We start from the raw sequence: 24018 nt of genomic DNA, 5'->3' as shown, positions 1-24018 counted from the left end.
CTCTCTGCCTCCTTCCGGCATTTCCCAGGGCGCGCAACGCCTCTCAGGGCGTGCGCACAGCCCTTGGGGGTATGGGGGTGTGTTTGGCTAGGGGGATGAAGCGGGTATTGCAGGGGGGGTGAAGGCACTACCGAACCCACTTTCGTAGGGGGGATGAAGGGGGTATTGCAGGCGTTCATCAGCCTGCCTCCACGATGTAAGAGGTGCGCCTGGACGCTGGCCCCGCAGTCTCGATCCTGATCTTTCCCGTCGCCAATAGCCCTTCCATCGCCGCCTTGAGCGCGCGCTTGGTCATACCTTCGTTGTCGGGGTGTTCAGCAAACAGCTTGGGGGCATAGCGTGAACCGCCCGCGTGGTTCACCTGTCTGCCCTGCGCGGTATAGGCTGCCAGAAGCTTCATGAAGACACGCTGCGCCTTGGCCCCTGCCGCAAGCTTGTCGAGGCCCTGCTCGGACACCTCAGCGACGAACACACCGTCATGCCACTTCATGTGCGTCTCCTCCCCCACGCGGCCGTAGTTGGCCTTCATCGTGGTCATGACACGGCGGTCGGGATCCGCCTCGAAACCATCGTCCATGATCCGGGACAGGTAGAGGCGCGAGCGCACGGAGTTGTTCCAGGCGGTTGAGCCCGAGGCGCCAGTGCCGCTGGAAATGCCGGTGAGCGACGGATGCCCCAGTAGCAGGACCGCACATCCGCGCTTGATCGCGAGACTGCGCAGAATCCCGATGAATTGGCGAACCTTGGCCCGGTCGTTCTCGTTGGCCGGGTAGACGTCAGCCAAGGTGTCGATGACGATCAGCGCGGGACTCTCGTCGGCAGCGCGGCGGTCCAGTTCCTTGAAGAGTTCGGACTGTATGAGCTGCACTTGGCCCTCGAGCGCCAGGAGCGCATCCTCGCCCGCCAGAGAGCGCAGGGTGAGGCCGGGCAGGTCGTCATAGTCGCGGCGCTCAGCCCGCAGAATGTCGTCCACACGGCGGTGCAGCTCATCCTCGTCGTCCTCGGCACTCATGTAGATTACGCGGCCCTCGCTAACGCCCCTGCCGATCCAGCCGCCTCCGGTCGCAACGGCCACGGCCAGTTGCAGAGACAGTAGGCTCTTGCCGGTGCCGCCATCGCCGCCGAACAGGGTCACGGTCTTCTGAGGGATGAGCCCATGAACCAGCCACTCGCGTGGCTTGACTGGCCTCCCTTTGAGGGATGCCGCGGAATAGAACCGAGACCGCCGCCCAGTTTCTGGGGAAGGTCTGAACTACGGCTTCGGCTTCGCCGACATCCGGCCATCCGGGCTGTGAAATCGGTGCGTGAGCCCGAGGCGCATTTGATTTCGCCGGATTTGGCATTGTTGAGGCCCCGAAACGGGGTCCTCGGACAGAGTCCGGCTCATGGCATCAGCTTTCTTCGTACGAGGAACAGGTTGCCGAGGGCGAACAGCGTGAAGAGTTGCGCGCGGTTCTTCGCGAGGCCACGGTAGCGGGTCTTCAGATACCCGAATTGGCGCTTGAGCACGCGGAATGGATGCTCCACCCGCGCCCGCACCATCGCGATAATCCGATTGATGTGCTCGTCGATGGGGTCCAGCGCAGCGCCCTTCGGCGCCTTCCGCATGACGCCCCAGAACTTGTCCGGGCCGGAGAAATGGGCCTCGCGCGCAGCGCTGACATAGCCCTTGTCCGCCCACACCGACGTCTCCTCGCCATGGAGGAGCTCATCCCAGACCTGGCTGTCATGCACCTTCGCCGTGGTGGTCTCGAGGCTATGCACGATGCCGCTCTCGGCATCGACGCCAACGTGCGCCTTCATCCCGAAGAACCAGTCATTGCCCTTCTTCGTTGACGACATCTCCGGATCGCGCGCCCCGGCTTCGTTCTTGGTCGAGGACGGCGCGTCGATGATCGTCGCATCGACCAGTGTGCCCGAGCGCAGCGTGATGCCCTGATCGGCCAGATGTTTGTTCACTTCAACGAACAAACGCTCCGTCAGCGCGTGCTTCTCCAGCAGGTGTCTGAAGTTCAGGATCGTCGTCTCATCCGGGACACGATCATCACCGAGTTCGATGCCTGCGAACCGGCGCATGGACTCGCTGTCGTAGAGCATCTCCTCAGCCATGGGATCGCTCAGCGCATACCATTGCTGCAGGAAATACACCCGCAGCATCGTCTCCAGTGGCATCGGCGGCCGACCGCCCTTCGGCCCGACCTTCGGATAATGAGGCTCGATCAGCGCCAGCAGACGCATCCAAGGCACCACCGCGTCCATCTCCGCGAGAAACTTCTCACGCCGGGTCTGCTTCTTCTTCATCGCGTGGCGGAGACCGGGAAACGCAGGTTGCTTGGGCATCGGTGGGCATCCTTCTTCGTCTCGCCCAGTCTACCTCAACCCGGCCAAGGCGCGAGGTTTTTCAGACTCTCCCTGGCTTATCGCCTGGGTGCCCTAGATGTTCCTGCCGGTGCGCCTGATCTTGCGCATCGTAGTCCGCGAAAGGTCGCATCAAGCCGCATTCCTCCCTTGAACGTAGTCGAGGAAGGCGGCCTGCCGAGCCGATGGCATCCGATTGAACGTGCAGAGGCAATACGCCTCGGCCTCAGCTGGGTCAGCCATATCGGCCCAGAATGCTGCCTGGTCCATCAGGTCGCCCAAGGGCGCAATCGGCGCTCCGGCCGGTGACGGAATATCCAGAAGATCCGCCACCGCCTGCATGGTCGCTGCCGCGTGGTCATCGGAGAGCGATCGAAGCGCCCAGAATGCCAGCCCTGCGCACTCCTCCTCGGAGAGGCGTATAGCGATCACACGGCGGAAGTCTGACCATGCCTCGTGCGTTCCGAGCGTGAGGGCGTATCCCAGCGCTCGAGATACCCCGAGGTGCCGGCGCTGCATCATGCTCGAGAAAGAGGTTGCTTTCGTCATCCTGTGGCCCCCCTCATTTCCAGCGGGTCGAAGGGCCCGGCGCCATTGACCGTCTCCAACACCTTGCCGTCATCGTCCCGAAGCACGCGGTCTGGATCGCAGGTGCAGACACGGGCGGGCGAGTGGATCAGGCAAGCGTTGTCGTGACGGATCTCAGCGTGAAGAACGCGGCCCGGGCGGGTGTGCTTGCGGAGCGCCGCGGCCCATGCGCGGCGTGTCCTGCGATTGCTCATACCAGCGCCCCCCAGTGCCGCGCGATGATGGGGTGACGCGCCGCCGGCGATGCGGTACCTTCGTCGTGAAGGTTCTCCAGAGCCTTGACCTCAGCCCCGGCCGCGCCCGCCAGCGCGCCGGGGTTTTCGTTTGCCCCGGTCAAATCGGCATTTGAAACTTTCGCGGTCTGTTCACGATTTGTCGGGGGTGTTTTTGAAACACATCCCCCCTGAAAAGGCTGGATTTCCGTGTGGATTGCAAATCCGTGTACACCGGTTCGATTCCGGTACTCGCCTCCACATTACTTTCCCGCGAAATCGAGACTCCGAACGCAGTCATCACCACGGCAGGCCCAGAGGCCGAAGGCCCTGTGATGTCTTGACGTTCGTCAACGACGCCAAGGCGCGGGGACCGCATGATTGGGCTCCGTTCCGCCGCTTGCCCGGATCCGGACAGACGCCAGTTACCCGAAAGCCGTCAAAGGGCTCTCGCGGTGTTCTGCGGATCTGTCCGCAAATTCCATGCACGCGGCTTGTCCCGCAGAGGAAAAGGACGCCCGCCATGAGAGCTTTCCCAATCGCCACCTTGCTGTCCGGTCTGCTGGCGTTGACCGCCTGCGATGGACCACAACCCGGGACCTACCCCGTGTCGGGCCAATCCTGCTCGCCGGAGGATCCGGTCCAAGACATCCGGGCTGATTGCGTGCCTCCCACCTGAAGTCGGAGACGGAACCGATCAGGTCCGGGACGTCTCTCGGCGCTCCCGCCTGTCACGACCGCTGCCGGTCAGCGCGATCACCATCATGGCGCCGATTGCGCCCAATGCGTTGAACACCAGGTCCAGCGCGGTATTGTAGTAGCCTCCGACGTTCGTTTCCGGGACGGACAACACCGCAATGAACTCGATGATCTCGTTGGTCGCCCCAAGTCCCATCGCGCCCAGCGCCGGGTAGACGAAAATCGTCTTCGTCCCGCCCAGAACCGGAAAGTGCCGGCGCATCAGGTACCAGAGCACCCATGCGGTCACGCCGAAGCCGTAAGCATGGACGAGCTGGTCGTATTTGAGAAGCGTCATTTCGCCGTTCTCCGGCGTGATCGGAATGACCTGCGCCGAGTAGAGAACGCTCTCCCCCACCGGCACGCCCCCGCCCGCCATGTGCAGCAGCCCCCAGCCGGACAGCGCCCAGAGCATCGAGACCGGATACTCGGCCGACCGCAGGCTGCCGCCGACGAGACCGATCAGGCCCAGCATCGTGATCACGTAGACGATGAACTCGTAGTTGCCGCGCAGAAGGAACGAGGCGGCAAACAGGAGCACGTAGGCCCCCGTGAAGACCGCGACCGCAATTTCGCTGCGCCGGGGTGAACGTCCGATTGCCATGTTGCCTCTCCTTGTGGCCATGAGCCTAAGGTCAGGCGCCACCTTGTCGCAACGCCCTTGAGCCATTGGAGGCGAAAGGCGCTCGGAGGTCTCGGTGCGCCGTTGCGCGTGTTGCCGAGCGATGCCGGCGCCCCACGGCCCGGATGGTGACGGAGCGCCCGGCACGCGACCGGGAACGGGCCGCGCACCTTTGCAGGCTGGCAGTTTTGGCGGCTCGATCCCGACAGGGCCCGCGCCAGGCGCCGCGGCCGTACGGTCAGCCCTGCGCCGCCCCCCGGATCTGGCTCAGCGTGCGGTATGGGGTCAGTGCCTCCTTCGAGACTTCCAGTTCGAGCAGCGCCCCCGTCGGCGAGGCCTCCGCACGTTTGAAGGCTGCGGCGAAATCCTCGGTCCGCTCCACGCGCTCGCCGTGAACGGCCGCAGGCGCGCGCCCAGGCCGCAAAATCGGGATTCACGATCTCGGTGCCGCTGACGCGCGCAGGGAACTCGCGCTCCTGGTGCGCCCGGATCGTGCCGTAGGTGCCATTGTTCACAACAAGCACGATCACTGCCGCGCCGGCCTGCCGGGCTGTCGCCAGCTCCTGCCCGGTCATCTGGCAATCGCCGTCGCCGGCGACGCAGATCACCGTCGCTTCGGGTCGCTCGAGCTTGGCCGCGATAGCCGCCGGGATGCCATAGCCCATGGCGCCCGATTGCGGCGCGAGCAGGCGCATGCCCGGACCGAAGCGGAAGAACCTTGTCGGCCAGACCGTGAAGTTGCCGGCCCCGTTGGTCAGGATCGTCTCGCCGGCAAGGCGTTCGCGCAGCCAGGCGCAGACCGCGACCATGTCGACCGGTCCCGGTTGCGCCGGTGCACGGTCGATGAAGCCCAGGTAGTCGGCACGCGCCGTCTCGCGCCAGGCGGCCCAGGGACCGGTGACCGGGCCGGTCAGCGCACGCGCGAATTCCTCGGGCGCGGCATGCACGCCGAGCGTCGGCGCGTAGACCTTGCCGATCTCGCGGTCCGAGACATGCACGTGGATCACCTTCTGCCGCGGCTCGGGCACCTCGAGCAGCGAATAGCCGTCGGTCATGTTCTCGCCGAAGCGGATGCCCAGCGCGAGGATCGTGTCCGCGTCGCGGATGAGCGCCTTGGTCGTGGCCGGCATCCCGACCCCGGCATCGCCGGCAAAGACCGGTGAGGCGCTGTCGAACTGGTCCTGGTAGCGGAAGGAGGCCAGAACCGGGATGTCCGAGGCTTCGGCAAAACGCCGCAACGCGCCACGCGCCTCGTCGTCCCAGTTGCTGCCGCCGAACATGATCAGCGGTTTCTCGGCCCCCTGAAGGATCTCCATCGCCTCGTCCACGGCGCCCGGCGCCGGCGCTGGCGGCAGGACGCGTGGCAGGCCCGAGATGGGCGGGGTCGCGGTCTCCTGCATGAGCATGTCCTCGGGCAGCGCGATCACCACCGGCCCCGGCCGGCCCGTGGTCGCCGTGAGCCAGGCGCGCGACAGGATCTCGGGGATGCGCTCGACCTGGTCGATCTCGGTCACCCATTTCGCCATGGTGCCGAAGACCGCGCGGTAGTCGACCTCCTGGAAGGCCTCGCGGTCGCGGGTGTCCGTCGCGATCTGCCCGACAAGGAGAATCATCGGCGAGGAATCCTGCATCGCGGTGTGCACCCCGATCGAGGCATTGGTCGCCCCCGGTCCGCGCGTGACCATGCAAAGACCCGGCTGCCCGGTCAGTTTGCCGTGGGCCGCCGCCATGAAGGCCGCCCCGCCCTCCTGCCGGCACAGCACGTAATCCGGGGCCCCCGGCGTGTCGTGCAACGCATCCAGCACCGCAAGATAGCTTTCGCCGGGCACCCCGAAGGCGCGCGTCGCGCCCAGTGCGGCCAGACATTCCACCAGCAACCGTCCACCGTGTCGTGTCATGCCGTCGTCCTCCCCTGGCACCCCCGTTGCACAAGTGATCGGCAATCCGGCGGGCAGTTGCAAGGCCGCGCGGAAAGCCGTGTTTCCAGAACGCTTTGTTAAGACACCGCCCGTATGTCTGGCCCCAGCCGCACGGGGCTCCCTCCGCGACGCCCCGGCCGGCAGACGACGCTGCAGGAGGTGCCGATTCCGCCATGCCCGATGTCCATTTTCACGCCCTCGACCCGGTGCGGAACCGCAATGGGGAGGATCCCCTCGTCCCCTTCCTGCTAGGGGCGCGGCATGCCCCGGTGTCGATCTCCGTACGTGACGTCCTGCGGGTCGATGCACACCGGCTTCAGATCCTCCTCGTGGCACAGGCGCAATGGGCGGCCGAGGGGGTCGCTTTCCGGGTGACCGATACATCGGTCTCGTTCCAGGCGGGTCTGGAACGACTCGGACTCGCCCCCGATCATTTCGACAAGGACCCGATGCAATGACCAAAGTCCTCGCGATCGACGATTCCCGCACGATCCGGAACCTGCTGCGCGTCTCGCTGGAGGGCGCCGGGTTCGAATACCATTCCGCCTGCGACGGGGTCGAAGGTGTCGAGCAGTTCACCGAGGTTGAGCCCGATGTCGTCATCACAGACATCAACATGCCGAACATGGACGGCTTCGGCGTGATCGAGACCCTGCGCACCGGGCCGAACCGCACCACGGTTCCGATCATCGTGCTCACCACCGAAAGCGGTGCAGACCTCAAGACCCGAGCGCGAAACGCCGGTGCCACGGGCTGGATCGTCAAGCCCTTCGACGACGGCTCGCTCGTTTCGGTGCTGCGGCGGCTTACTGGACACGTGGTGTAACCATGTCGAGAAACTCGATCCGGGACACGTTTTTCGAGGAATGCGAGGAGCTCCTCGAAGCGCTGGTCGAAGGCCTGTCGGCCATGGAGGAAAACACGGGCGACATGGAGGTCGTGAACGCGGTCTTCCGCGCGGTTCATTCCATCAAGGGTGGCGCGGGCGCCTTCGGGCTCGATCGGCTGGTCGCCTTCGCACATGCCTTCGAGACGGTGATGGACAAGGTCCGCTCGCATGACCTCGAGGTGGACGAAGCGCTCATGCGCCTGTTCCATCGCTCGGGCGACCAGCTGGCCGACCTCGTCGAGGCGGCCCGTGACGAGCGTGAGCCGGATAGCGAAACCGAAAGCACCATTCTGAAGGAACTCGAGGCCTACCTCGGAGAGTCCGACAAGCAGGACGATTTCAGCTTCGACGCCTTGAGCCTGGATTTTGAAGCGGCGCCCATGTCCATCGAGCCCGCTGAGCCCGCGCTGCGCCGCTTCGAGCTCCGTTTCCGGCCGACCGCCGCGCTTTACGCCAACGGCCACGAGCCGCTGCTGCTCTTCGATGCGCTGGCGGAACTCGGGACGCTCGAGGTGACCGCCGATCTCTCGGAGTTGCCCGAATTCGACGCGTTCGATCCCAACGACGCCGTGCTCTCCTGGCAGCTGACCCTCGACACAGCCGAAGACGAAATGGTCTTGCACGAGGTCTTCGAGTTCGTGGAATCGCTTTGTGACCTCGACATCCGGGTATCAGGGCAATCGCCGGAACAGCAGCCGGAGCCAGAGGTCGAAGACTCGACAGCCGAAACCGTCACGTCCTTGGCGCCCTCCGGCATCGAAGCGGCCTTGCCGCAGACGACGCAGGATACGGTCGAGGATGCCAGACCTGCGACAGCCCCGGTCCAAGGAGCCAACGAACCGCGGGGCCCACGTCCAACCCTGCGCGTCGACCTCGATCGCGTCGATCGCCTCATCAACACGGTTGGCGAGCTTATCATCAACCAGGCAATGATCTCCCAACGGATCGAGGAGCTGGAACTGCCCGCGGTCTCGCATCTCACCAACGAACTCGAGGCCTACAAGCTTCTCGCGCGCGACATCCAGGAAGGCGTGATGGCGATTCGGGCACAACCTGTGAAGCCACTGTTCCAGCGGATGTCACGAATCGTCAGGGAAGCCTCGGAGGCCACAGGCAAGAAGGCCAAGCTCGTGACCGAGGGTGATTCCACCGAAGTCGACAAGACCGTGATCGAACGGCTGGCCGACCCGCTCACCCATATGGTGCGCAACGCGGTCGACCACGGTCTCGAAAGCCCTGATCGGCGAACCGAGATCGGCAAGGAGCCGGCCGGGACGATCCGCCTTTCAGCATCGCATCGGTCCGGTAGCGTCTTCATCGAGATCATCGATGACGGCGCCGGCCTCGATCGCAAACGCATCTTCGAGAAAGCCGTCGAGAAGGGTCTGATCGCGCCGGATGCCGAACTCTCGGACCAGGACATCGACAACCTGCTATTCCTGCCCGGATTTTCGACGGCCAGCGCCGTTTCCAATCTTTCGGGTCGCGGCGTCGGCATGGATGTCGTGCGCAACGCGGTTGCGGCACTGGGCGGGCGTGTTTCCATCTCATCGCTTCCCGGAGCAGGCACGACCTTCACCATCGTGCTTCCGTTGACGCTCGCGGTGATGGACGGCTTCGTCATCAGCGTTTCCGACCAGACCATGGTGATCCCGATTTCCTCGATCATCGAGACCATTCGCCCGAACCGCCGCGACCTGCACCAGATCGGGACAGATGGCCGGGTCATCGCTGTCCGCGGCGCCTATGTCCCGATCGTGGACGTCGCCGGAAACCTCGGCCTAGCGTCGTCGTCAAACGACATCGGCGGCGGTGTGCTCCTGCTGGTCGGTACAGAGGCGCAGGGACTCGCCGCGCTGAGGGTCGATGCCATCCACGATCAGCGCCAGGTCGTGATCAAGAGCCTGGAGAGCAACTATGGCGCCATCCCCGGTGTCTCGGCCGCGACCATTCTTGGCGACGGCAAGATCGCTCTGATCCTTGATCCCGACGAAGTCGTGAAACTGCATCCCGCGGCCCCCGTCCTCTTCACCACTCCACAACCCAGAACGGAACTCCGCCATGCTTGATGCAAATGAAGGACCGACCGAAGCCCAATTCGAATTCATCACCTTTTCGGCGGGGAACCAAAGTTTCTGCCTCGAGATCACGCAAATCCGCGAGATTCGCCGCTGGACACCTGTAACACGGCTGCCGCATACGCCGGACGACGTGCTCGGTGTGATGAACCTACGTGGCGCGGTGATCCCGATCTTCGATCTTTCCGCTCGTTTCGGATTGGGCCAGACCTCCGACAACGAACGGAACGTCGTCATAGTTGCGGCCTGTGGGGATACGACAATTGGCCTTCTGGTCGAATCCGTCTCAGAGATTCTGTCGGTGAACAAATCCGCCATTCAGGAAACGCCTGACATCAAGTCCGAGGCCGCACGCCAGGCAATTCTGGGAGTGATCTCAGTTGGCGACAATGTTGTGCGCGTGGTCAACTTGGACGCAGTGCTCGACAACGACCGCGGAGCAGTCGTGTGATACTCGCTACCGCTGAAACTGGAACGGGCGAATTCGGCTTTTCAGACGCCGACTTCCGGGATCTCGCGCGACTTGCTCGCGCCGAGTATGGCTTGAGCCTCGCGGACAGCAAGAAACCTCTGGTATATTCACGCCTCGCCAGGCGCCTCCGCGCCCGCGGCGTCGAAAAATTCCAAGATTACATGGCACTGTTAAACGACGATGCCGAGGCTGACGAGCGCCTTGAACTGATCACTGCATTGACGACTAACGTGACGAGCTTTTTCCGGGAAAGGCATCACTTCGACATGCTTGCATCCGAGCTGCTGCCGGATTGTGGGCATCACGGACGCATCCGTCTCTGGTCGGCTGGGTGCTCTTCCGGGCAGGAAGCTTACTCGATCGCAATGACGCTACGGGATAGCCTCGCTGACATTGATCGCCGCGACGTCAGGGTTCTCGCAACCGACATCGATCCGGCAATCGTCCGGCGGGCGCAAAACGGTCGCTACCCAAAGGAAGAGCAAAGTGCGATCCCTGCGCACCTTTCCAGGCAATTTACCCGTCGCTGCAACAGCGATCCGGACCATTTTGAAATGACCGACGATGTCGGAAAACTGGTCACGTTTGCCGAGCTCAACCTCATGACGACCTGGCCCTTCCGCGGGCCCTTCGACGGGATCTTCTGCCGCAATGTGGCGATCTACTTCGACCAAGACACCCAGCAGAAGCTCTGGACACGCTTTGCCGAGATGCTCCGGCCCGGCGGATATCTATTCATAGGTCACAGCGAGCGAGTTTCGGGGCCGGCGACCGCGAGCTTCCGTTCGGTCGGGGTCACTGCCTATCGCAAGATCGTGCCATCAGAACAATCGACAACTAAAGGGAGGGAAACATGAGCCTCAAAGATTCCCTACGAATTATGGTCGTCGACGACATGGCGACAAGTCGTGGCCTTATCACGCAGGCGCTCGACGAGATCGGGATCAAGAATTATCAGACGGAAAATGACGGTCAGAAGGCTCTGGCGCGCCTTTCGGCAAACCCCGTCCATCTTGTCCTGTCAGACTTCAACATGCCGAACATGGATGGGCTCGGCTTGCTCAAGGCTGTCCGCCAGAACAAGTCAACGCAGCGAATTGGCTTCATACTGGTTACCGGGAAACCCACTCCGGAAATGGTTGCCCAAGCCAAGCAGCTCGGCCTGAACAACATGATCAAGAAACCTTTTACCTCCCTGTCGATGAAGCAGTGCATCGAAAGTGTCGTGGGGCGGCTCTGACACCATGACCCAACGCGCTTCCCACCTCTCGGCAAGCGACGCGGCATGGCTCTTGTCGCGCGAGATTCGCCATCTGCAGCACCGGCTGGAAAGGCTCGAGCATGGGATGGATCACATTTATTCGGGCGAAAGCAACCGCATCGGCACCGCAGCAATCACCGCTCTGCAAGAACTTGACGTATTGGCACAATCGACGGACGCGCTCGCTAGCTACACCGAGCGCCTGTCGCGACGTTTGCCGAAGGAGGGGGCCTAGATCTTGCTGAGGAACTCTCCTCTGTGACCCTGCGCGACATGGCATTGCGGCTGGCAGGCACGCAGGACGAGGAACTCAAACCGAACGTACCGGAAATGTTCTGACAGACAGGCACCCGAAAGTGCTGCTGTTGCCGCACCGCAAAGCCCGCAACGAGGCAATCGCCCTTGGCCCGGCGCTACGACCCAGACGCCGAGCGATAGCCAGAAAGGTTCGACGATGAAGCAGATCACCCTCGTTATCGCGCATCCCGACCAGGCACTTCGCGACCGTCTCGCCGCACAGTTCGCTACAGTGTCGGACATCAGTGTCGTCGCGCGGACCAGAGACCTCATGGAAACCTACGCCGAAGTCGAAGAGCAGGAACCCAAAGCCGTACTGATTGACGAAAGCCTCGCCCGGCGTGAGGAATTCGAGGTCATGCGCGCGCTGTTCGCCACGCTCGACGTTCGCTGGCTCGTGATCACCGGGCAGCGCGATGCGCCCGGTCGCGACGCACCAGCCCCCTGGGTGCGAAAATCCGATATCTTCTCGATCGAAATCGATCTTCCCGTGCAGGAAATTATCGACAAGATCCGCTCATTGACGCACTCGGCTCGCCAGCGCGCGCGCGCGCCATCAGCCGGTGGCGCACAGGCCGGAACCGGCCCTTCCGCCGCCAGGACAGACAATGGGCGCTTCATACTCATCGGAGCCTCGACCGGCGGCGTCGATGCGTTGCTGAGAATTCTGGCGGCCTTTCCATCGGATTGTCCGCCGACCTTCATCGTTCAGCACACCGGCGGCGGCTTCGGGGAAAGCCTGGCGCGTCTGCTGGATCGACAATGCGCAGCGCGGGTCAGGCGCGCTGTAGATCGGGACCAAGTTCACCCTGGCGAAATCGTCATCGCCGCAGGAAGTCGCGCGCACCTGATACTTAAGGGCGGTAGACCTCTGCGGACGGAACTCGTCGGAAGCGAGCCGGTGTCGGGCCATATGCCGTCGGTCGACTGCCTGTTCGAGAGCGCCGTACCGGGCGCGCCGCGGGCCGCTGCCGCGCTGCTGACCGGCATGGGACGCGATGGCGCGGCCGGTATGAAAAGGCTGCGCGATGCCGGCGCGACGACCATTGCCCAGGACGAGGCAAGCAGCGTCGTCTTCGGCATGCCGCGCGCAGCCATTGACCTCGGTGCGGCTCAGTCCTGCCTGCCGCTTGACCAGATCGGTCCCGCCCTGCTGCGCGCCTGCAGTGCTCCGGCACCGGCCAAGACATCGGGAATGACCGCGAAATGACCATGACACCAGACCGTATCGTCAACGTGATACAAGGCGAATACCGCATCTCGAACGCGACCGGTGACGTCTTTTCCACCGTTCTGGGGTCCTGCGTTGCCGTCTGCCTGACGGATCCTTCGGCGGGTATCGGCGGCATGAACCACTTCCTCCTTCCGCAGCGCGCCGGGAAGGAGGGCGAAAACGTACGCTACGGCGCCTACTCCATGGAACTGCTCATCAACGGAATGCTCAAGCGCGGGGCGCGCAAGAGCCGCATGGTCGCCAAGCTCTTCGGGGGGGCCAACATGGTCCGCCAGTTGCGCGACATCGGCGCCTCGAACGTGGCCTTCGCGCGTGAGTTTCTGGAAAACGAAGCCATCCCGCTTGCCTCGGAAAGCACTGGCGGCAATGCCGCGCGTCGGATCCGGTTCTGGGCGGCGGACGGCCGCGTGAAACTCTACATCGTCCCGGGCGAAGTCGAGAAGGTCGCACCCATCGCACCGCCCGGACCGCAAGCGGCGGCCGGCGGCGAAGTCACGCTCTTCTGATCCCGTGCCGGGCAAGCGATCAGATCGGATCGATCTCCTGGAAGGCGTTGCGCAGCGCCTCGGACCAGGCATTACTCATCCGCGAGAACCCCTCATCATCGGCGTCGATGCGCCGCGTGCGGGAAATCCGCAGCGCATCGCGTTCGATCACCGCGAAGTCCAGCGGCATCCCGACGCTGAGGTTCGAACGAAGGGTCGAGTCCATCGACAGAAGAACCGCCTTCTCGGCTTCGGCCAACGTGGTCTGCGGCGTAATGACCCGGTCAAGGATCGGCTTGCCGTACTTGTGCTCGCCGATCTGAAGGAAGGGGGTGTCGGTGGTCGCCTCGATGAAATTGCCCTCGGGATAGATCAGGAACATCCGCATCGGACCGCCCTTGCGCTGGCCGGCCACCAGCATGGTCGCCCGCGCGGTCTGGCTCATGCGGCCCATCTTGCCCGAAACCTCGGAGGTCACGTCGGACAAAGTCGTCCCCACGATTTCCGCCACCTGGAGCATCGTCGGCGCACGCAGTATGGAGCGGTCGCTGTCGGGATCATCCAGCGCATCCTCGAGCCGCGCCATGGTGGTCTGCGTGACCGACAGGGACCCAGCGGTCATGATCCCGATGGCCCGCTCGCCCGGGGTCTCGAAGAGAAACATCTTGCGATAGGTCGCGATGTTGTCGAGGCCCGCATTGGTCCGCGTGTCGGACAGGAGCACGACCCCGGCGTCCAGCAGCAATCCCACGCAGTATGTCATCGCGACTCCCTCGCGCCGGTCTGGCGCGCCCATCGCAATACTACCCGCCCGCCCTCGCGGCAATGGGGCGTGGAGCGCATGACGGAATGCTTTACTGCTGCTGTTGCTGGCTCGCCGTCACGACCACCTCAACCTCGAGGCGCTCGGTCGGCTGCGATCCCTGCACCACGCCGCGGATCGGAGAGGCATCCTGGGCATCGAATCCCGAACCCAGGCGGATGTAGCGCTCGTCCGGGCAGCAGGCGTTCGAGGGATCGAAGCCCACCCATCCCAGTTCGGGCACGTGCAGTTCGGCCCAGGCATGGCTCGCCTCGTGAGACGCGCCCTCCTCGTCCGCATGCAGATAGCCCACGACGTAGCGCGCCGGGATACCCGCGACATGCGCCACGGCGATCAGGGCGTGCGTGTGATCCTGGCAGACTCCCTTGCCCCGGTCGAGCGCCTCGGCCGCCGTGGTATGCGCACGGGTCTCGCCCGGCGCGTAGTCGATGGCGCCGCGCACCGCCCGGGACAGCGCATGGGCCCGATCGAGCGCGCTTGCACCGTCCATGCCGCGCAGGGCCTCCGCCGACAATTCGCGCAGGCCCTTGTCCGCAGCGATGGGCCGCGTCTGGCGCAGATAGGCCGAGGCCGGGAGTTTTTCGCGATGATCGCGCAGCACGCCGAAGAGATCGACGGTCTCGACCTCGCCCGTGACTTCCAGCGTGACGCTTTCGAGCGGCCCACGCCAGCTGGCAAGCGCCGTTCGGTCCCCTGCCCCATCGGTGAAATGCGCGCCAAAGAGCGCGCCCTCGGCGGAGACGTCCCAGGACAGCACCTTCTGCGAGGCGCAGTCCGCCGGCCAGAGCCGCAGCGACTGCACGATGCCGCGGGCGGGCGCGTCGAAGAAATAGCGGGTGGTATGTCGGACGCTGAGTTTCATGCGGGCATCCCGTGAAGGTACACGTCCTGTATCGTGTTGGCGAGCCCGGCGTTGCGGGCCATGAAGCGCGCCAGGAACTCGTGAAGGCCCTCGTCGAAGATGTCCTCGACCTCTGCCCGGCTGAGATCGTCGAGCAGCTGGTGTGCCACGTCCTGCGCCCGCGTGGGCATCTGGTACGCGGCCGCGATGTCGTCGAGGTGATCGCAGGTCCACTGCACGCAGGACAGCAGCGAGCGCGGGAACTGCCGGTTGAGGATCAGCAGGTGCGCGATCTTGGAGGCCGTGATCTCGCCGGTGTAGGTCCAGTTGAAAGCCCGCTGTGCGGTCATCGATTGCAGCAGCAGCGCCCACTGGCTCTGATCCAGTCCCGAGCCGACGTAGGAGACGCTCGGCAGCAGCACGTAGTACTTCACATCGATCAGCCGCGCGGTGTTGTCCGCGCGCTCGATCGAGGTGCCGAGCCCGATGAAGGAATACCCGTCGTTGCGCAGCTGCGTCGCCGAGATCGCGCCGCGCACGAGGTGGCAGACCCGCATCGTCCATTCCGAGAGGTCGTTGAGCGAAAGCTTGCTCCGCTCGGTCCTCTGAAGCTGCTTGAGGTCCTGGTAGGAGGTGTTGATCGCATCCCAGACCGGCGAAGTCAGCGCGGTGCGCACCACCCGCGCATTCTCGCGCGCGGCGTTGATGCAGGACAGCACCGACGAGGGGTTCTCGGCATCGAAAAACAGGAATGTCCCGATGTTGCGCTGGTTGGCCTCGTCGTATTTCTCCTTGAAAAGCTCGTAACCGCCCTTGGCGCGCAGCACGGCCTCCCAGTCGTTGCGGTAGCCGCCAGAGAGGTCGGGCAGCAGTGCGTTGCGCGCGCCCACCTCGAGCAGGCGCGCGGTGGTTTCGGCGCGCTCGAGATAGCGCGACATCCAGTAGAGGTGATCTGCAGTTCGGCTCAGCATCCCGTCACTCCGCCAGCACCCAGGTGTCCTTGACCCCGCCGCCCTGCGACGAGTTGACCACCAGAGACCCCTCCTTGAGCGCAACGCGGGTCAGCCCGCCCGGCACAAGCTCGATCGACTCGCCAACGAGGCAGAAGGGCCTCAGGTCGACGTGGCGCGGCGCGATCCCCTCCTCGACGAAGGTCGGGCAGGCCGAGAGCGACAGCGTGGGCTGCGCGATGTAGTTCTCGGGTCTGTCGCGGATCTTGGCCTCGAAGGCCTCGAGGGTCGACTTGTCGGCCTTGGGTCCGACCAGCATGCCATAGCCGCCCGAGCCGTGCACCTCTTTCACCACCAGTTCGTCGAGGTGCTCCAGCACGTATTTGCAGTCGTCCTTCTTGGCGCACTGCCACGTGGGCACGTTTTCCAGCACCGGCTCCTCGCCCAGGTAGAAGCGCACCATCTCGGGCACGTAGGTGTAGATCGCCTTGTCGTCGGCGACGCCCGCGCCCGGCGCCGAACAGATCGTCACGCCGCCCGAGCGGTAGACGTCCATCAACCCGGGCACGCCCAGCATGGAGTCCGGACGGAAGCACAGGGGGTCAAGGAAGGCGTCGTCGATCCGGCGATAGATGACGTCGACCTTCTTGGGGCCCTCGGTGGTCTTCATCCAGACGAAATCGCCCTCGACGAAAAGGTCCTGCCCCTCGACCAGTTCGACCCCCATGAGATCGGCAAGGAAGGAGTGCTCGTAGTAAGCCGAGTTGAACTGCCCGGGCGTCAGGATCGCGATGCGCGGCTCGCCCTGGCATTTCTTGGGCGCGACCGAGGCCAGCGTCTTCTTCAGTTGGCCGGCGTAGCCGTCGACCGGGCGGATCCGGTTTTCCATGAAGAGCTGCGGGAACATGCGCATCATGATCTCGCGGTTCTGCAGCATGTAGCTGACGCCCGAGGGCGTGCGGCAGTTGTCCTCGAGCACGTAGAACTGGTCGGGCCCGGTGCGCACGAGGTCGACGCCCACGATGTGGCTGAATACGCCCCGCGGCGGGCGGAAGCCCGCGACCGCCTTTTCGTAGGCCTCGTTGTTCGTCACCAGGTGCTCGGGAATGCGCCCCGCGCGGATGATCTCGCGCCGGTCGTAGACGTCGCAGAGGAACGCGTTGAGCGCCGCCGCGCGTTGCCGCACCCCGCGGTCGAGCCGACGCCATTCCGGGTCGGTCAGCACCCGGGGGAACATGTCGAAGGGAATCAGGCGCTCGGGATCTCCGCCCTCGCCATAGACGGCGAAGGTGATCCCCACCCGGCGGAACAGCGCCTCGGCTTCCGATTGTTTCAGGCTGCGCAATTCGGCCGGCATGGACCGGTGCCATTGCTCGAGGTTGGTATAGGCGGCGCGAACCTGGTCGCCGCTCAACATCTCGTTGAAGATGCCCGTGTCGTTGGCGCTCATTTTTTCCCCTTCGCTCTCCACCCCAAACTTCACCTTTCCGCCGCCTAGTAAAAGCCTTCTTCCGGAAAAAGGAAATTCCGCCCCAAGGCGCGATGAAAAAATGGGCGAGACACCCAGCTCAAGCTCTCATGCCCCGGCGACCAGCGGCCAGGTGGCCGACGAGCGAACACCGCTTGCGCAAATATTGCACAATTCATCAGCCGCACACCAGTTTTCCGCACGCTTTTTAATCAAGAGCAACGCCGGCGCGGCCACTGCGGACAAATTGGGCGTGGCCAGCGACGTCGCGTCATTTATCGGGAGTCCCGTGCCCGATGAGGGCGCAGACGGGGAGCCGGGGGGACAGGCCGAAACGGATTGAAGGCCCTCGCCGGCAAGACAAGAACCACCAGCGGCGCGCGAGCCTCGGGCTCGCCCCGACGCGGATCGCCTCCGGGGCGGTCCGGAGCGGTGCCGCAACCACAGGGATGGACCGAACGACATGACCAGGACACTGAAACTCACCGGCGTGGCAGCGGCAGCGCTCGTTGCCGCGGGCGCCGCATCGGCGCAGGACGTGGAATGCCCCATCAAGGTGGGCGTGCTGCACTCGCTCTCGGGCACGATGGCGATCTCCGAGACCACGCTCAAGGACACGATGGAGATGCTGATCGAGAAGCAGAACGAGGCCGGCGGCGTGCTGGGCTGCGATCTCGAGGCGGTCGTCAAGGACCCGGCTTCCGACTGGCCGCTCTTCGCGGAGAAAGCCCGCGAGCTGCTGACGACCGACGACGTCGACGTGATCTTCGGCTCCTGGACCTCGGCCTCGCGCAAGGCCGTGCTGCCGGTCATCGAAGAGCTGAACGGCCTCTTCTTCTACCCCGTGCAGTACGAGGGCGAGGAAAGCTCGAAGAACGTGTTCTACACCGGCGCCGCGCCGAACCAGCAGGCAATCCCGGCCGTGGACTACTTCCTCGAGGAACTCGGCATCGAGAAGTTCGCCCTGCTCGGCACCGACTACGTCTACCCGCGCACGACGAACAACATCCTCGAGTCCTACCTGATGGACAACGGCATCGCCGAGGAGGACATCTTCGTCAACTACACGCCCTTCGGCCACTCGGACTGGTCGACCATCGTGTCGGACGTGCAGGACCTGTCCGCGGACGGCAGCCTGGTGGGCGTGATCTCGACCATCAACGGCGACGCAAACGTGGGCTTCTACAAGGAGCTGGCCGCGCAGGGCGTCGATGCCGCCGACATCCCGGTCGTCGCCTTCTCGGTTGGCGAGGAAGAGCTCTCGGGCTTCGACACCTCGAACCTCGTCGGCCACCTCGCCGCTTGGAACTACTTCATGTCGGCCGACACGCCGGAGAACGAGGAATTCATCGCCCAGTGGCACGAGTACATCGGTGACGACAGCCGCGTGACCAACGACCCGATGGAGGCCCACTACATCGGCTTCAACATGTGGGTGAACGCCGCGGAAGAGGCCGGCACCACCGACGTCGATGCCGTGCGCGAGGCGATGTGGGGCCAGGAATTCCCGAACCTGACGGGCGGCACCGCGGTGATGAACACCAACCATCACCTGTCGAAGCCGGTCCTCATCGGCGAGATCCGTGCCGACGGCCAGTTCGACATCATCACCCAGACCGAGGAAGTTCCGGGCGACGCATGGACCGACTTCCTGCCGGAATCGGCGCCGCTGAAGTCCGACTGGCAAGAGCTCGAGTGCGGTATGTACAACACCGAGACCGAGACATGCGTCCAGATCAAGTCCAACTACTGATCTGACGCCTCTCATGGCGGGCGCGCGTCTCCCTTGCGCGCCCGCCGCATCCCTGCCCTCCCGTAATTCCGAAGGTCGCCGATGCCGCGCGTTCTCCCGATCGTCTTCGCGCTTGTCCTTTGCGCCTGCGCCGCCCTTCCGGGCACCGGCCGCGCGCAGCAGGACGATGCCGCCAGCGATCTGCAGTCGATCCTGCAGACCCATGCCGAAGAGGTCGCCGACCCAGGCCGCCGCACCGTGGGTGCCGTGATCGACGATCTGGTCGCCTCCGGCCTGCCCTCCGCCGCCACTTTCCTTGAACGCTGGGCCGACCGCGAGGTCTATCTCAACACCGAGGACGGCCGCTTCTACTATGCCGAGGACGAGGGCGAGACCTACGCCCTGACGAACATCGCCACCGGCGAGCCCGCCGGTTCCGCTCCCGAGGACGCGGTCGAGGAGATCCGTCCCAACGGCGGCGTCCGCCGCGTGATCGGCTCCGCGCTCGTGCAGTTCCAGCTCTCCGACCCCGATCCGGCTGTGCGCAGCGACGCGCTCGACGCCCTCGCCCGCCGGCCCAACGCCGAACAGCTCGCCCCCCTGCGCAATTCCATCGAGGGCGAGCAGGATCCCGCGATCCGTGCCCGCAAGGAACGCCTCGCCGCCATCCTCTCGGCCCGCTTCGCCGACAGCACCGAGGACCGCATCGAGGCCATCTCGTCGCTCGCGAGCGGCCTCAGCCTCGAGGCCCGCGCCTCCCTGAGCCAGATCCTCGAGACCCAACAGCGCGTGGCCGAAAGCCTGCCCGAAGACGCCAACATCGCGACCGAGCTGGAGCCCGGCAGCGACGCGCTGCCCGCGGCCGAGGCCTACGCCCGCCTCGTCGACGAGGGCCTCGCACCCGCCGCGCAGAGCCGCGAGGAAATCAAGGCCGCACTGACCGCCAACCTCGCGGACGGCCGCGTCGGCGGCGTGCCCGTGGGCCAACTGGGCACCGAGGCGGGCCGCGCCCGCGCCTATGCCGCGCTCGCCGAGGCCGGCACCGTGCCGCCGCTGGTCACCGATGAGAGCCGCGCCGAGGCGCTAGCCTCGCACGTCTTCTACCTCGAATACGACGAGCCCGACCCGGCGATCACCGACGCCGCCCGCACGGCCCTCGACGAGGTCGAGACCCGGGTCTTTCTCAACCAGATGGCCGACCTCGGGCTCGACGCGCTCTCGCTCGCCTCGATCTACTTCCTCGCGGCCATCGGGCTCGCCATCACCTTCGGCGTCATGGGCGTCATCAACATGGCCCATGGCGAGTTCATCATGATGGGCGCCTATACCGGCTACGTCGTGCAGCAGATCATCCCCGACTACACCATGTCGCTGATCGTGGCGCTGCCGCTGGCCTTCGCGGTCACCTTCGGCGCCGGTGTCGCACTGGAACGGCTGGTGATCCGCTGGCTCTACCACCGCCCGCTCGAAACGCTGCTCGCCACCTTCGGCATCTCGATCATGCTGCAGCAGCTGGCCAAGAACATCTTCGGCACGCAGGCCCGCCCGCTCACCTCGCCCGGCTGGCTCGACGGCGCCTGGGTCGTGAACGACGTGATCGCCATTTCGAACATCCGCATCGCGATCTTCGTGCTGGCGCTGATCTTCCTCGCCCTCATCCTCTTCGTGCTCAACCGCACGCGACTGGGGCTCGAGGTCCGCGCCGTGACGCAGAACCCAGGCATGGCGGGCTCGATGGGCATCAACCCCGACCGCATCAACATGCTGACCTTCGGCCTCGGCTCCGGCATCGCCGGCATCGCGGGCGTCGCCATCGGCCTCTACGCGCAGGTGACCTCCGAGATGGGCGCCAACTACATCGTGCAAAGCTTCATGACGGTGGTCGTCGGCGGCGTCGGAAACGTCTGGGGCACGCTGGCGGGCGCCACGCTGATCGGCGTGCTGCAGAAGGGCATCGAGTGGTTCAACCCCTCCAACACCCTCGCGGCCCAGACCTACATGATCCTCTTCGTGATCTTCTTCATTCAGTTCCGTCCCAAGGGCATCGTCGCCCTTAAGGGCCGCGCGGCCGGAGACTGACCCGATGACCAGAACCGCTCCCGCCCCTTCATCTTTCTCCAAATACGCACCGGGCGTTCGCGCCAGCGGACGCCCGCGCGCGCCGCAGGCGCGCGCCCCCCGGCGACGCGGCCCAGCCGCGGCGCAACCCGAACCGACGAGGGCCATGCCATGACCCGCAAAACCTTCCTCACCGAGAACCGCTCGATTTTCTGGTTCCTGCTCGCCCTCGCGGTCTTCACCCTGGTGGTGACCGTGCTCTCGACCGGCGCCGGCACCGGCGCGATCTCCACGAGCTTTGTCAAGACGCTGGGCCGCACGCTCTGCCTGATGCTGGTGGCCGTCGCCATGGACGTGGTCTGGGGCTACACGGGCATCCTCAGCCTCGGGCACATGGCCTTCTTCGGGCTCGGCGGCTACATGATCGGCATGTGGCTGATGTACGCGCGGACCGAGATCATCGTCGCCGAAAGCCTCGCCGCCGCCGCGATCCCCCCGACGCCGCAGGAGATCCACGACGCCGTCGGCACGCAGATCTTCGGCGTGGTGGGCGCCTCGGAGTTTCCCGCGATCTGGTTCTTTGCCTCCAGCTTCTGGGCGCAGATGGCGCTGGTGGTGCTGGTGCCCGGGATCCTGGCCCTCGTCTTCGGCTGGCTCGCCTTCCGCAGCCGCGTCACCGGCGTCTACCTGTCGATCCTGACGCAGGCCATGACGCTCGCGCTCTCGCTCTACCTCTTCCAGAACGACAGCGGGCTGCGCGGCAACAACGGGCTTTCCGGCCTGCAGAACCTGCCGGGCCTCGATGCCGTGCCGCAGAGCCTGGTCTCGATCTGGTTCTTCTGGGGCTCGGCCGCGGCGCTGGCGGCGGGTTACCTGCTCTTTGCCTGGGTGGTCTCGGGCAAGATGGGCTCGGTCATCCGCGGCATCCGCGACAACGAAAGCCGGGTGCGTTTCCTCGGCTACCACGTCGAGAGCTACAAGCTCTTCGTCTTCACCCTGACCGGCATCGTCGCCGGCATCGCCGGCGCGCTCTACTACCCGCAGGCCGGCATCATCAATCCCAACGAGATCGCGCCCATCGCCTCGATCTACCTCGCGGTCTGGGTCGCCATCGGCGGTCGCGGCCGGCTCTACGGCGCGGCGATCGGCGCGGGCGTGGTCTCGCTGCTGTCGTCCTGGTTCACCAGCGGCGGCGCACCCGACATCCCGCTCGGCTTCTACACGATCCAGTGGACCGACTGGTGGCTCGTCCTGCTGGGCGTGAGCTTCGTCGCGGTCACGCTGCTGGCGCCCAAGGGCATCGGCGGGCTCTTCGACCTGATGGGCCGGACCCACCCGGTCATGCCGGCCCGCGTGGGCGGCTATGGCCCCGACAAGGGCGCGCGACGCAAGTCCGAAGGGGAGGAAGAGAAATGAGCACCCTTCTCGAAATGTCCGGCGTCTCGGTCAGCTTCGACGGCTTCAAGGCGATCAACAACCTGAGCTTCCAGATCGGCGAGCCGGAACTGCGCGCCATCATCGGGCCGAACGGCGCCGGCAAGACCACGTTCATGGACATCATCACCGGCAAGACCCGGCCCGACGAGGGTCGTGTCATCTACGGCGAACGCTCGTACTCGCTGCTCAAGATGAGCGAAAGCGACATCGCCCGCGCCGGCGTCGGCCGCAAGTTCCAGAAGCCCACAGTCTTCGAAGCGCAGTCGGTGCGCGAAAATCTCGCGATGGCGCTGAAGAACAAGCGCAGTCCGTTCGACGTGCTGCTCTACCGCAAGAACAGCGAGGGCGCCGCGCGGATCGAATCCATCGCAGAGGAGATCGGGCTCACGGCAGAGCTGGCCCGCCCGGCGGGCGAGCTGAGCCACGGCCAGAAGCAGTGGCTCGAGATCGGGATGCTGCTGGCGCAGGCCCCGCGCCTGCTGCTGGTGGACGAACCCGCCGCCGGCATGACCCCGGCCGAGCGCGAGCACACCACGGACCTGCTGCGCCGCGCCGCCGAGAAGCACGCGGTGGTGGTGGTCGAACACGACATGGAATTCGTCCGCAGGCTGAACTGCAAGGTGACCGTGCTGCACGAGGGCTCGGTCCTGGCCGAAGGCTCGCTGGACCACGTGACCTCGGACAGCCAGGTCATCGACGTCTACCTGGGACGCTGATCATGAGCGGGCGCACGTCTTTTGGAATTGATCTGCAAGTTCCTTCCAAGGAATTCGCGACGGGAGTTGACCGATGCTGAGTGTCGAGAACCTTACCCTGCATTACGGACAGAGCCAGATCCTGCACGGGATTTCGCTCGGCGCCGAGGCGGGCAAGGTCACCGCCGTGACCGGAACGAACGGCGTGGGCAAGACCTCGCTCCTCAAGGCCATTGCCGGGCGGCATCCCTACTCGGGGGGCAGCATCACGCTCGACGGCCGACCGCTGGGCCACCTCAACGCCTTCCAGGCGGCGCGCGCGGGCATCGCCTACGTCCCGCAGGGGCGCGAGATCTTTCCGCTGATGACCGTACAGGAAAACCTCGAGACCGGCTTTGCCTGCCTCGACCGGGCCGAGCACGGCGTGCCCGAGCACATCTTCGAGCTCTTCCCGATCCTCAAGGACTTCCTGAACCGCCGGGGCGGCGACCTTTCGGGCGGGCAGCAGCAGCAGCTTGCCATCGCGCGGGCGCTCATCACGCGGCCGCGCGTGCTGTTGCTGGACGAGCCGACCGAGGGCATCCAGCCGAACATCATCCAGCAGATCGGACGGGTGATCGCGCAGCTGCGCGACGGCGGCGAGATGGCGGTGGTGCTGGTCGAGCAGTATTTCGACTTCATGTGGGACCTGGCCGACAGCTTCGTCGCCGTGACCCGCGGCGAGGTCGCACTCTCCGGTCGCGCCGGCGAGATCGGCCGCGACGAGCTGCTGGCAAAGGTCTCCATCTGAGGCGGTCCCTCTCGCGGGACGCATCGGGCGCGCGCTCCGGGCGCATGGGCGCCGCCGATCCTGCATGCTAA

Annotated in this window: 22 protein-coding genes, 1 tRNA gene and 2 pseudogenes; 16 read left to right on the top strand and 9 right to left on the bottom strand. The window is 65.1% G+C overall.

The window, feature by feature from the left end:
* Positions 1–178: 178 nt before the first annotated feature.
* The 3 genes and pseudogenes from SALMUC_RS04430 to SALMUC_RS04420 all read right to left on the bottom strand — a co-directional run.
* Positions 179–1198 (bottom strand): annotated as a pseudogene (locus SALMUC_RS04430) (AAA family ATPase); the annotation flags it as partial.
* Between the two features lie 185 nt (positions 1199–1383).
* Positions 1384–2340: an IS5 family transposase gene (locus SALMUC_RS04425; protein ID WP_021119830.1), complete on the bottom strand. Its 957-nt coding sequence runs from the start codon at positions 2338–2340 to the stop codon at positions 1384–1386.
* A gap of 150 nt (positions 2341–2490) precedes the next feature.
* A complete protein-coding gene (locus tag SALMUC_RS04420; protein ID WP_156883364.1) occupies positions 2491–2907 on the bottom strand; it encodes a hypothetical protein in 417 nt (138 codons plus the stop codon).
* Positions 2908–3324: 417 nt separating this feature from the next.
* Here SALMUC_RS04420 and SALMUC_RS29495 point away from each other — a divergent pair.
* A tRNA-Phe gene (locus SALMUC_RS29495) sits at positions 3325–3419 on the top strand.
* A gap of 436 nt (positions 3420–3855) precedes the next feature.
* On the opposite strand, the gene SALMUC_RS04415 is transcribed toward SALMUC_RS29495, so the two are convergent.
* A complete protein-coding gene (locus SALMUC_RS04415; protein WP_245584670.1) occupies positions 3856–4437 on the bottom strand; it encodes a DUF2238 domain-containing protein in 582 nt (193 codons plus the stop codon).
* Between the two features lie 319 nt (positions 4438–4756).
* Positions 4757–6416 (bottom strand): annotated as a pseudogene (locus SALMUC_RS04410) (thiamine pyrophosphate-binding protein).
* 194 nt (positions 6417–6610) lie between these two features.
* On the opposite strand from SALMUC_RS04410, the gene SALMUC_RS04405 reads away from it, so the two are divergent.
* The 9 genes from SALMUC_RS04405 to SALMUC_RS04365 all read left to right on the top strand — a co-directional run bounded on the left by SALMUC_RS04405 (position 6611) and on the right by SALMUC_RS04365 (position 13174).
* On the top strand, positions 6611–6895 hold the full coding sequence (locus tag SALMUC_RS04405) for a hypothetical protein (RefSeq protein ID WP_020042662.1): 285 nt from the start codon (positions 6611–6613) through the stop codon (positions 6893–6895).
* Positions 6892–7263, top strand: coding sequence for a response regulator (locus SALMUC_RS04400; protein WP_020042661.1), 372 nt, complete (start codon positions 6892–6894; stop codon positions 7261–7263). Before SALMUC_RS04405 ends, SALMUC_RS04400 begins: the two co-directional genes overlap by 4 nt.
* A 2-nt stretch (positions 7264–7265) precedes the next feature.
* On the top strand, positions 7266–9395 hold the full coding sequence (locus SALMUC_RS04395; protein ID WP_020042660.1) for a chemotaxis protein CheA: 2130 nt from the start codon (positions 7266–7268) through the stop codon (positions 9393–9395).
* A complete protein-coding gene (locus SALMUC_RS04390; RefSeq protein WP_020042659.1) occupies positions 9388–9855 on the top strand; it encodes a chemotaxis protein CheW in 468 nt (155 codons plus the stop codon). The genes SALMUC_RS04395 and SALMUC_RS04390 overlap by 8 nt, the downstream gene beginning before the upstream one ends.
* Positions 9852–10733 (top strand): CheR family methyltransferase, encoded by an 882-nt coding sequence (locus SALMUC_RS04385; RefSeq protein ID WP_020042658.1) that lies wholly within the window; start codon positions 9852–9854, stop codon positions 10731–10733. Before SALMUC_RS04390 ends, SALMUC_RS04385 begins: the two co-directional genes overlap by 4 nt.
* Entirely contained in the window at positions 10730–11116 is a 387-nt protein-coding gene (locus tag SALMUC_RS04380) for a response regulator (RefSeq protein ID WP_020042657.1), read from the top strand. The genes SALMUC_RS04385 and SALMUC_RS04380 overlap by 4 nt, the downstream gene beginning before the upstream one ends.
* Before the next feature lie 4 nt (positions 11117–11120).
* Positions 11121–11372, top strand: a complete 252-nt coding sequence (locus SALMUC_RS04375; protein ID WP_245584658.1) for a hypothetical protein — start codon at positions 11121–11123, stop codon at positions 11370–11372.
* A gap of 219 nt (positions 11373–11591) precedes the next feature.
* Complete coding sequence (locus SALMUC_RS04370) at positions 11592–12644, top strand: chemotaxis protein CheB (protein ID WP_020042655.1); 1053 nt, start codon at positions 11592–11594, stop codon at positions 12642–12644.
* Positions 12641–13174, top strand: a complete 534-nt coding sequence (locus SALMUC_RS04365) for a chemotaxis protein CheD (protein WP_020042654.1) — start codon at positions 12641–12643, stop codon at positions 13172–13174. Before SALMUC_RS04370 ends, SALMUC_RS04365 begins: the two co-directional genes overlap by 4 nt.
* A 19-nt stretch (positions 13175–13193) precedes the next feature.
* Here the strand turns inward: SALMUC_RS04365 and SALMUC_RS04360 are convergent, their stop codons facing one another.
* From SALMUC_RS04360 to SALMUC_RS04345, 4 genes are all read right to left on the bottom strand, one after another.
* Entirely contained in the window at positions 13194–13916 is a 723-nt protein-coding gene (locus SALMUC_RS04360) for a proteasome-type protease (protein ID WP_020042653.1), read from the bottom strand.
* Positions 13917–14007: 91 nt separating this feature from the next.
* Entirely contained in the window at positions 14008–14838 is an 831-nt protein-coding gene (locus SALMUC_RS04355) for a transglutaminase family protein (protein ID WP_020042652.1), read from the bottom strand.
* The gene (locus SALMUC_RS04350; RefSeq protein WP_020042651.1) at positions 14835–15788 is read right to left on the bottom strand and encodes an alpha-E domain-containing protein; all 954 of its coding nucleotides are present in this window, start codon (positions 15786–15788) and stop codon (positions 14835–14837) included. The genes SALMUC_RS04355 and SALMUC_RS04350 overlap by 4 nt, the downstream gene beginning before the upstream one ends.
* 4 nt (positions 15789–15792) lie before the next feature.
* The gene (locus tag SALMUC_RS04345; protein ID WP_020042650.1) at positions 15793–17217 is read right to left on the bottom strand and encodes a circularly permuted type 2 ATP-grasp protein; all 1425 of its coding nucleotides are present in this window, start codon (positions 17215–17217) and stop codon (positions 15793–15795) included.
* On the opposite strand from SALMUC_RS04345, the gene SALMUC_RS29490 reads away from it, so the two are divergent.
* The 6 genes from SALMUC_RS29490 to urtE all read left to right on the top strand — a co-directional run bounded on the left by SALMUC_RS29490 (position 17207) and on the right by urtE (position 23947).
* Positions 17207–17578: a hypothetical protein gene (locus tag SALMUC_RS29490; RefSeq protein ID WP_156883363.1), complete on the top strand. Its 372-nt coding sequence runs from the start codon at positions 17207–17209 to the stop codon at positions 17576–17578. The two genes, SALMUC_RS04345 and SALMUC_RS29490, sit on opposite strands and share 11 nt — an antisense overlap.
* Before the next feature lie 120 nt (positions 17579–17698).
* Positions 17699–18988, top strand: a complete 1290-nt coding sequence (urtA, locus tag SALMUC_RS04340) for an urea ABC transporter substrate-binding protein (RefSeq protein ID WP_020042649.1) — start codon at positions 17699–17701, stop codon at positions 18986–18988.
* Between the two features lie 81 nt (positions 18989–19069).
* The gene (gene urtB, locus SALMUC_RS04335) at positions 19070–21046 is read left to right on the top strand and encodes an urea ABC transporter permease subunit UrtB (protein ID WP_020042648.1); all 1977 of its coding nucleotides are present in this window, start codon (positions 19070–19072) and stop codon (positions 21044–21046) included.
* Positions 21047–21196: 150 nt separating this feature from the next.
* Positions 21197–22441, top strand: a complete 1245-nt coding sequence (gene urtC / locus SALMUC_RS04330) for an urea ABC transporter permease subunit UrtC (RefSeq protein WP_020042647.1) — start codon at positions 21197–21199, stop codon at positions 22439–22441.
* The gene (urtD, locus tag SALMUC_RS04325) at positions 22438–23178 is read left to right on the top strand and encodes an urea ABC transporter ATP-binding protein UrtD (RefSeq protein ID WP_020042646.1); all 741 of its coding nucleotides are present in this window, start codon (positions 22438–22440) and stop codon (positions 23176–23178) included. The genes urtC and urtD overlap by 4 nt, the downstream gene beginning before the upstream one ends.
* A gap of 73 nt (positions 23179–23251) precedes the next feature.
* Complete coding sequence (gene urtE / locus SALMUC_RS04320; protein ID WP_020042645.1) at positions 23252–23947, top strand: urea ABC transporter ATP-binding subunit UrtE; 696 nt, start codon at positions 23252–23254, stop codon at positions 23945–23947.
* Positions 23948–24018: the final 71 nt, after the last annotated feature.

The sequence above is a fragment of the Salipiger mucosus DSM 16094 genome (assembly GCF_000442255.1).
Lineage (GTDB): Bacteria > Pseudomonadota > Alphaproteobacteria > Rhodobacterales > Rhodobacteraceae > Salipiger > Salipiger mucosus.
This window is presented reverse-complemented; position numbering and strand designations above follow the sequence as displayed.

Excerpts from the sequence above, each read along its gene's own strand:
- urtD (WP_020042646.1), top strand. The coding sequence starts at position 22,438 with ATGAGCACCCTTCTCGAAATGTCCGGCGTCTCGGTCAGCTTCGACGGC.
- SALMUC_RS04380 (WP_020042657.1), top strand. The coding sequence starts at position 10,730 with ATGAGCCTCAAAGATTCCCTACGAATTATGGTCGTCGACGACATGGCG.
- urtB (WP_020042648.1), top strand. The coding sequence starts at position 19,070 with ATGCCGCGCGTTCTCCCGATCGTCTTCGCGCTTGTCCTTTGCGCCTGC.
- SALMUC_RS04375 (WP_245584658.1), top strand. The coding sequence starts at position 11,121 with ATGACCCAACGCGCTTCCCACCTCTCGGCAAGCGACGCGGCATGGCTC.
- SALMUC_RS04420 (WP_156883364.1), bottom strand. The coding sequence starts at position 2,907 with ATGACGAAAGCAACCTCTTTCTCGAGCATGATGCAGCGCCGGCACCTC.
- SALMUC_RS04405 (WP_020042662.1), top strand. The coding sequence starts at position 6,611 with ATGCCCGATGTCCATTTTCACGCCCTCGACCCGGTGCGGAACCGCAAT.
- urtE (WP_020042645.1), top strand. The coding sequence starts at position 23,252 with ATGCTGAGTGTCGAGAACCTTACCCTGCATTACGGACAGAGCCAGATC.
- SALMUC_RS04390 (WP_020042659.1), top strand. The coding sequence starts at position 9,388 with ATGCTTGATGCAAATGAAGGACCGACCGAAGCCCAATTCGAATTCATC.
- SALMUC_RS04350 (WP_020042651.1), bottom strand. The coding sequence starts at position 15,788 with ATGCTGAGCCGAACTGCAGATCACCTCTACTGGATGTCGCGCTATCTC.
- SALMUC_RS04400 (WP_020042661.1), top strand. The coding sequence starts at position 6,892 with ATGACCAAAGTCCTCGCGATCGACGATTCCCGCACGATCCGGAACCTG.
- SALMUC_RS04345 (WP_020042650.1), bottom strand. The coding sequence starts at position 17,217 with ATGAGCGCCAACGACACGGGCATCTTCAACGAGATGTTGAGCGGCGAC.
- SALMUC_RS04370 (WP_020042655.1), top strand. The coding sequence starts at position 11,592 with ATGAAGCAGATCACCCTCGTTATCGCGCATCCCGACCAGGCACTTCGC.
- SALMUC_RS04365 (WP_020042654.1), top strand. The coding sequence starts at position 12,641 with ATGACCATGACACCAGACCGTATCGTCAACGTGATACAAGGCGAATAC.
- SALMUC_RS04355 (WP_020042652.1), bottom strand. The coding sequence starts at position 14,838 with ATGAAACTCAGCGTCCGACATACCACCCGCTATTTCTTCGACGCGCCC.
- SALMUC_RS04425 (WP_021119830.1), bottom strand. The coding sequence starts at position 2,340 with ATGCCCAAGCAACCTGCGTTTCCCGGTCTCCGCCACGCGATGAAGAAG.
- SALMUC_RS04395 (WP_020042660.1), top strand. The coding sequence starts at position 7,266 with ATGTCGAGAAACTCGATCCGGGACACGTTTTTCGAGGAATGCGAGGAG.
- urtA (WP_020042649.1), top strand. The coding sequence starts at position 17,699 with ATGACCAGGACACTGAAACTCACCGGCGTGGCAGCGGCAGCGCTCGTT.
- SALMUC_RS04360 (WP_020042653.1), bottom strand. The coding sequence starts at position 13,916 with ATGACATACTGCGTGGGATTGCTGCTGGACGCCGGGGTCGTGCTCCTG.
- urtC (WP_020042647.1), top strand. The coding sequence starts at position 21,197 with ATGACCCGCAAAACCTTCCTCACCGAGAACCGCTCGATTTTCTGGTTC.